This is a genomic window from Salinivibrio sp. MA440, assembly GCF_001996265.1.
Taxonomy (GTDB): domain Bacteria; phylum Pseudomonadota; class Gammaproteobacteria; order Enterobacterales; family Vibrionaceae; genus Salinivibrio; species Salinivibrio costicola.
This window is the reverse complement of record NZ_MUFI01000073.1, coordinates 1-7,980: the sequence shown is the minus strand read 5'-3', so window position 1 is coordinate 7,980 and position 7,980 is coordinate 1. Positions and strand designations below refer to the sequence as shown.

The 7,980-nt window shown below is 45.8% G+C and carries 6 protein-coding genes and 1 riboswitch; of the genes, 2 read left to right on the top strand and 4 right to left on the bottom strand.

Annotated features, from left to right (window positions below):
• Nucleotides 1-574: 574 nt before the first annotated feature.
• Complete coding sequence (locus BZG80_RS15200) at nt 575-1,057, top strand: RNA-binding protein (RefSeq protein ID WP_077577232.1); 483 nt, start codon at nt 575-577, stop codon at nt 1,055-1,057.
• On the opposite strand, the gene murI is transcribed toward BZG80_RS15200, so the two are convergent.
• A complete protein-coding gene (gene murI, locus BZG80_RS15195) occupies nt 1,011-1,832 on the bottom strand; it encodes a glutamate racemase (RefSeq protein WP_077577214.1) in 822 nt (273 codons plus the stop codon). The two genes, BZG80_RS15200 and murI, sit on opposite strands and share 47 nt — an antisense overlap.
• Before the next feature lie 80 nt (nt 1,833-1,912).
• The gene (locus BZG80_RS15190; RefSeq protein WP_077679737.1) at nt 1,913-3,727 is read right to left on the bottom strand and encodes a TonB-dependent receptor domain-containing protein; all 1,815 of its coding nucleotides are present in this window, start codon (nt 3,725-3,727) and stop codon (nt 1,913-1,915) included.
• 32 nt (nt 3,728-3,759) lie between these two features.
• Nucleotides 3,760-3,986: riboswitch (cobalamin riboswitch) on the bottom strand.
• A 122-nt stretch (nt 3,987-4,108) separates the two neighbouring features.
• Between BZG80_RS15190 and trmA the strand changes: the two genes are divergently transcribed.
• Entirely contained in the window at nt 4,109-5,215 is a 1,107-nt protein-coding gene (trmA, locus tag BZG80_RS15185; RefSeq protein WP_077669746.1) for a tRNA (uridine(54)-C5)-methyltransferase TrmA, read from the top strand.
• Nucleotides 5,216-5,460: 245 nt separating this feature from the next.
• Here the strand turns inward: trmA and BZG80_RS15180 are convergent, their stop codons facing one another.
• Both BZG80_RS15180 and BZG80_RS15175 read right to left on the bottom strand, forming a co-directional pair.
• Nucleotides 5,461-6,318 carry a DNA adenine methylase gene (locus tag BZG80_RS15180; RefSeq protein ID WP_077679736.1) on the bottom strand — a complete coding sequence of 286 codons (858 nt, stop codon included), beginning with the start codon at nt 6,316-6,318 and terminating at the stop codon, nt 5,461-5,463.
• Nucleotides 6,319-6,386: 68 nt separating this feature from the next.
• Complete coding sequence (locus BZG80_RS15175; protein ID WP_077679735.1) at nt 6,387-7,886, bottom strand: hypothetical protein; 1,500 nt, start codon at nt 7,884-7,886, stop codon at nt 6,387-6,389.
• Nucleotides 7,887-7,980 lie beyond the last annotated feature (94 nt).

Genomic DNA, 7,980 nt, shown 5'->3' with positions numbered 1-7,980 from the left:
TGGTCACTCAGTTCATCGAATAAATCTTTTTGTCTATTCTCAACGAGTGCCCACACAGATTGCATAGGTCAAATTGTTAAAGAGCGTTGACTGTGCGAAGCTGCGCTTCGCTTGGTCAGGGCTGAGTATCTTACGCGCCTTACCGTTAAAGTCAATAAGAAATTTTATCTTTTATTTTCAACCCTCAGGCCGGAAATAAAACCTCTTTTTGACTCCCCTAACGCTTGGCGTTAAGTGGACGGCTATCTTAATCTTTTAAAAACTCACGTCAAGCGTTTATTTTTATTTGATTTTTTACTTCAACATGGCGCTGAGCGCTTGCCCTGTGTGCCGTGTCGATGTGGGGCGTAGTATAGCGACACAGATCACACTGACAAGGGTTTTTTACGTTTTTTATTTCGACTGGGCAAGAATCCACCTAAAATGATGAATAACCAGCGTTTTGAAACATTCTTGATACGTGGTATTTACTGAGAGATAACGCTGGCCTGTTTTCTTGGTCCTTTTCATGACATGCATTGCCTATTTGTTGTTCATGTCATCACTTTTAATTGCTCTATTTTTAATAATGCTTATGAAATCACCAGTCAATTTTGCACTAATTATCTGTATCGCCGTACTCGGCGCCATTATCGTCAACCTGATGGGGGTCAGTTCACCTGCCATTGCATTCGCTGCAGGCGCAATCGTCAGCGGACTGTCTTGCCTCTACCTTCCTCTCCCCGATTTTAAACCAGCGGCACAGGATGCCCCTGCACCACATAGCGTGAACAACGACGAGGAAGAATCACCTCAGAGTAAAACCTTGTATGTGGGTAACCTACCTTATCGCGCCAATGAAAATGATGTCCGTACACTGTTTAGCGAACATGGCGAGGTTTTTGCCGTTCGGCTGATGAAGGATAAACGCACCGGCAAACGTCGAGGCTTTGGTTTCGTGGTGATGGCCGCTGCGCATGCCGAGGATGCCATCAACGCCCTGAATAACAATGTATACGGTGAGCGGACACTTAAAGTCCGTGAAGCGAACGAACCAAAAAAGCAGGCGAATAGCTAACGCGCGTCAATCCTATCGACTGTATATAGTCGGATAGCGCGTCAGCCTTAATCGGTGTTGCCGTTGCGTAAGCGTGATTGTCTGATGTTGTCGCGGTAACACTGGATAAGTTCAGTGTCGCCGTCAGTGAGACGATGCGGCGCGCGATTGCAGTGCCTGAATCAATCAAACACACTGACTCACCCAATACTTGTTGGATTTCATTTCGCAATAAGGGGAAATGCGTACATCCCAGCACCAACGTATCGATGGTGGCTGTAAACGGCGCTAAGATTGCCGTTAAGTCCTCTTGATTAACGGCCTCGCCTCGTAACTTTCGCTCTGCCATATGCACCAAAGCTGTAGTACCTACCGACACCATATGACAGCCTTTGGCGTAATCGGCAATCAACTGCTTCGTATAAGGACGAGCAACGGTGGCAGGTGTGGCCAGCAAACCTATCGTTTTATGCTGACTTTGCGCCGCTGCCGGTTTGATCGCCGGCACCACGCCGACAACCGGAATCGCTAACTGTTCACGTAACTGCGGCAGTACCAGCGTCGAGGCGGTATTACATGCGATGACGACGATATCAATATCATGCTGCATACATACCGCACTCACCAAAGCAGTCACACGAGTGATGAGTTGGGTATCGTCCAGCTCACCGTATGGGAAAGCTGCGTTATCGAACAAATAGGTGTAGTTAGCGTCAGGAAGCAGCTCTCGCACCGACTGATAAATCGATAAGCCCCCCACACCGGAGTCGAAGATCAATATATTGGGCTGCGCCATGGGACACCCATTCAATAAAAAACGCCCTTATCATAACGATAAAGGCGTGATTAAAGCTAGTTTCACCATAAAAGCAAACGCTAGTACTGATAGTCCAGCGTCATAAAGTAGCCGCGTTCGGCCGCAGGATAACCCCCCGCAGTCTCGTACTCTTTATCGAACACATTATCGACTTTGCCTTTCACGGTCAGGTTATCGGTCGCCTGATAAGAGGCAGTAACCGTCCACAGACTATAGCTTCCCAGCATCTTTCCACCGGGATAATCCAGACGTTCACTTTGATACTGCCACTGAGTACCGAGCTGCAGTCGCTCCCATTGGTAGGATGCATCCCACTTCGCTATCCGTTTAGCGCGACGTGCGAGCTGCTCGCCTGTTTTCTCATTTTTAGGATCTTTATATTCTAACGATATGCGATTATTTAAAGAGTGGACATCAAAGTTAGCAATAAACTCAACGCCTTCGATCTTAGCTTCACCCACGTTTTGGTTCTGACCATTGGGGTAACTACCTGCATACTGAATGAGATTATCAATGCGATTGATATAGCCTGTAAGTGACCAATCAACGTCAGCCGTCACGCCACGAAGAGCAAACTCGGTATTGGACGATTCCTCCGGCTTGAGCGTTGCATTGCCGCCCCATCCGTAAAGCTCAGTCAGACCGGGTGCCTTAAAAGCGGTGCCGTAGCTAGCGACCAATTGATACCCTTCCGCTATCGCAAAACCCGCGCTTGTCTGCCAAGTCGTATGCTGCCCGTATTGTTCGTTATCGTCCGAACGTGCGCTTGCCTCAATAGATAGTGCCTCTACTGGGCTAAATTGCGTTAAAAGGTAAGTGCCCAGGTTATCACGCGGATTGATTGCAATATCATCGGGGTTGGTAATCAAGCTTCCTTCATTAAAGGTGTCTTGTCGATAATCCACACCACCGCCAAGCAGCCAATCATTCGTGGCTTGATACTGGAGTCCCAACGAGGTAGTGACTTGCTCAACATCTGAAGTTTTATTGTTTTTACGGTCACTGCCAAGGCTGTAGTCATAGTTTTCTTGTTGGGAGATTTCTGCGCTGAGTGTTGCACTCCAGGCATCAGAGCGATAATTCAGCGTGCTGGCCAGTGCTTGGCTTTCTAACCAGCCATGTTTTAAGCTACCAAAATTATCGTAATCGTACTCATTCTGGTACCAGCGCCCCGTGATATCAGCCGACCAAGCAGCGTTCCATTGATAATTGTATCCAAGTTGTGTATTGCGACCAGTAAAGCCATGCTGGTCTCCACGGTTACTCGCCTTTGGGTGAACATTATATCCATCATTCGACTCATACCCAGCAATGCCTGAGAAGTGACCCTTATCGCCTAACTTTGTTGCCCAAGCGCCGTTAATCGCATGATGATCCAAACTGCCCATGGTTACGGAAACATTGGCTCGCTCTTTATCGGTTTTAGTGATGATATTGATCACACCACCGATCGCGCTCGACCCATAGAGTGTGGCGCGTGCGCCACGAATAACCTCAATACGCTCGATACTGTTCACCGGGATCTGATTAAAATCCACCGACCCTGTGATGGACGAGGCCATACGCACCCCATCAATTAGGACCAAAGAGTGGTCTGATTCCGTGCCGCGCATAAAAATAGAGGCAATTTGTCCACGACCTCCGTTTTGAGCAATTTCAATACTCGGCACCGAGCGCAATACATCGACAAGGCTTCGCGCCTGCAAGCGCGCAATGTCTTGACGTGTCAAAATGGCTGCGGATTGCAATACTGAGGCATCGGACTGCGCAAACCGACTGGCGGTCACCACCACCGTTTCGGTATTTTGCTCGGCCCACGCGCTCGCGGGGAGTAATGACGCCGCCACCAGGCTCGCCACAATTGGTTTGTTCATGGGTTATTCCTTCCTATCGCGAGAATATGCAGCACTGTGCTGCGGGGCGGGCTGTATTCGGACTTAAGAGCATGGCTTGCGCCGCCTACTGCTAACGACTTCCCATCACCTATCCAAAGAATTGGCGACAGTGTCTGGCCTAGTGCCGAGTTAGGGTCGTTCTCTGATACCGCTGCGCGTCAGTTGCGGATTCTCACCGCATTCCTGCGATTACGGCCTGTTTGCTCGCTAATCGCTTACCCGCCCAAGGATAGTAGCCATCTAGATGGATATTGTCCATTGATAACCTTATAGAATAACGGAGAATCGTGAGCAAGGCTGGACATAGCTGGGGATTTGTCTAAAATCTGCGCTCATTTTCCAATCGCTGAGGCAGCCATCATGACCAAGGCCCAATCAACCGTTGACTACGACACACAGCTTGCTGAGAAAGTCCAACGACTCACGGAACAACTCGCACCGTTTCACGCGCCTGAGCTCGAAGTGTTTCATTCGCCAGAGACGCATTATCGGATGCGCGCGGAATTTCGGGTATGGCATGAGGGGGATGATCTTTACTACATCATGTTTGACCCGGCGACTAAACAAAAATATCGCGTTGATACCTTTCCCGTGGCGAGCCGCTTAATCAACGACTTGATGCCGCTCTTACTCGAAGCAATTAAACCCAACGAGACCTTGCGCCGCAAACTGTTCCAAGTAGACTTTTTGTCAACCCAAAGTGGCGAGATCTTGGTGTCGTTACTGTACCACCGCCAACTAGATGAAGCGTGGGAGCAGGCCGCCCAGACACTGAAGCAACGCCTCAATGATGAAGGCTTTAACCTCAACTTGATTGGCCGTGCGCGTAAGCAAAAAAAGGTACTAGACCGCGATTACGTACTAGAAAAGGTACAGGCTGATGGCCAAACCTTGGTGTACCAGCAAATTGAAAACAGTTTTACCCAGCCCAATGGCCCAGTGGCGCAAAAAATGCTGGATTGGGCGATTGATTGTACCCGAGATAGCGAGGGCGATTTGCTGGAACTGTATTGCGGTAACGGCAACTTCTCACTGGCGCTGGCAAAAAACTTCCGTCGAGTCTTAGCCACCGAGCTTGCCAAGCCCTCGGTACAATCGGCGCAATACAATATTGCCGCCAATCATATCGATAACGTGCAAATCGTTCGTATGTCAGCCGAAGAGTTTACCCAAGCGATTAATGGTGAGCGTGAGTTCCGTCGCTTACAAGACCAAGGCGTGACGCTGAGTGATTATCAGTGCAACACCATTTTTGTCGATCCACCCCGCGCGGGCATGGATGATGAAACCTGCAAAATGGTGCAAGGCTACGATCGTATTTTGTATATTTCATGCAATCCGGAAACCTTGGTCGAGAATTTACAACGCTTAGGCCAAACCCACCGGATTAGTCGTTGTGCCCTGTTCGATCAATTCCCGTTCACTCACCATACCGAAGCGGGTGTGTGGTTAGAGCGCATCAAATAAAAGGCTTAGGAGTTTTGGTGCCCTAAAAATATCTCTAGGGCTCTGACTACCGAACACATGAAAAGGCGTCGAGAGGCGCCTTTGTAATATTAATCCAAGCTTTCAAACCGACATACCGGAAAGTAATGCTACCTAAAGAATAATTGCTTTAAGTTAGGCTAAGCCGATTTCAGCACAGTATGAGCTAGTACTATCGTGTGAGAATTACTTTATGAGCGCTTACTAATACAGACAGTAAATAGCCCTTATAGAGAACTTTTTCCTAGTTGTATATCCGGAATACGTATTTTGTCTGAGTAAATAATAATCTCAGAACCAACGCGTTTAGACTGAGCTGTGTACTGAAGATCAAACACTTTCTGACGATATGAAGCATAGATATCCGAGATTTCTGGCGCATTGTCGTAAGAAACAACCCAAGGCTTATCTCTTATGCCATCTAGAATCTCTCTAATCTGAACATGATCATCATGATTATAGAAATTCCGATAAAGTCCTTGCCCTTTGATATAGTAAGGTGGGTCTAGATAGATGAGGGTATCTTGAGGAAGGTGATCCAGCTTGCTTTTCAACATCTCAGCGGTGTCCAGATTATATACATGAATCCTGTCTCGATTCATTGCAATACGCTGAATGCGATTGATCAACTCATCTTTGTTGTAGCGAACATTAAGCTTCCATTTACCAGCTTGAGCCTTACCACCAATAACTCCCGCTTTAAGTATTCCAGATCTATTAGTTCTATTAAGGAAGAATGTTGCAAATCCTAGTTGTACTGGAGAGCTGTTTTCGCTATCAGCAATGATAGCTCGCTGACGTTCCCATTCTTCGATAGTCACAGGAGTATCATGAATTAGAGCACACAATTCTTCTGTATGCTCAATTACTGACAACCAGAACGAGTACACCGCTTTATCTAGGTCATTGATATGAATATGTCGAACATACTCTTGAAACATTAGCTCAAGCGCAACTCCTGCTCCGCCAGCAAACGGCTCTACATAATGACCATCATGTAGTCCATTCCCTTCAATCAATGCTTTAAGGTAATACGCTAGCTTTCCCTTACCTCCGGGATAACGAAGCGGTGTATAAAACGCCATAACTGCTGCTCATTCTTTTGTTACTGCGGGTGAATAGTAGCAATCTATTGTCGATTTGGCCACGATTATCAATCTTGCCACATCCCTTTGAAAAGAGACTCCAAATTGTCCCACATGGTATTAACTGACACTTTATCCGGCAGCATATGTATATTATGAACATATTGCTGTCCTGCGCCACTAGCTTTGAAGTAGTTATTCGAGCTAGCTTTCAAAGAAGTTGATTCTTGCCCAGTAATTCTCTTTTTATTGTACAGATCCTCAGCCACAGCAACAACCTTATCATGAAGCCCTGTTTTCTTAGGGTTTTGTAGCTCGATCTTGTGTTTATCTATGTAATGGCTTACTGACATTTCAAGGAAAACACGAATCAGAACAGATATACTGAATGGGTGATCATCAAAAGTTAGCTTACTTTTTAACTCTCTGAACAATCCTGAACACTTTYTATCATCACTAATAGTTAACTTACAGTTAGCAGGAATAAGCATATTACGTTTGGGGTTTGGGGCGAGTCTACTGCCTTTTCTATTTAAAGATTTTAATTTATCAACGCCTTCATTAGATTGCCCATCATCAGACCCCTTACCTGTTGTTGTTTGCGAGTCAGTTTCATCTTCCGGTTTATCCTCTTTTGATGGCGACCCCCCTTTACCTTCCGTGCTACCAGGTTTATTTTTATCCTTGTTATCATTAACACCAGCTTTTGATAGAGAGCTAGCGGGGTCAGTCAACTTCCAAGAGCTCGACAGTGCTTGCTCTGGAGAAACAATACACAATTGATTCATGAATTCTTCACGATCACGCTTTTTCTTTATTCGGTTAACTGTGAATTGAATCTTACCGTTGTCATCAGTTTCAAGCATCTCGTCAAGTAACGTAGTGATACGCTCAATAAAGTACTCCTTAGAGCACCTACAAAATAAACTCCCTGTAACCGTATGAAGAGAGAGCCTCTTACGCACAGCAGGATCGCCTAATAGACGATTGATGTTTGTGATTTTTAGCTTACTGGTATTGCTTTTAATCGAACTTCTGATATTTGGTTCTTTGGTAATGAAAGTTATTAGCTGATTGCCAAATGATGTTGCACCATGCTTAGCCCAATGGCGATCAACCTCTTGGCCTTTCCACTGAACTCGACCTACACCATCATTCGCACCGGTATGCTTTAAGCTAACCCAGTGCTCATACCCTTCATCATGTTGTTGATAAATGACACAATCTACCGTTTGTGGTAATTCAGGGTTAGAGGACAGTAACCCTTTGATCTTACGAACGGTTTTATCTTCATTAAACATGCCTATGTTTTTAAGAAGCTTCAGAGTAGTGATTCTTCGGTTACCTTCAACTACGACGTAGTTATCTGATTCGTCTTTAACCACGACAAGTCGCTCTGATGGATCAAGGCCATACTCAATAATGTCTTTTGCTAGTTTAAACAGCTTATCTCCCTGCTGTTTTAGCATGAACTCTATCGCTTGTCGCTGGTTATCAGGTTGATCTAGGAACCTAGAGTTATCCAAATCTAGCAACAAATTGTTAACATTGACACTGTCAAAAATCATATGACCCTCTCTTCAGCAGTCACATATAAACTCGCCGAATAAAAAAAGTTGAAACATAAACGCATTAGCATAATAGTAATTCTTATACTTATAC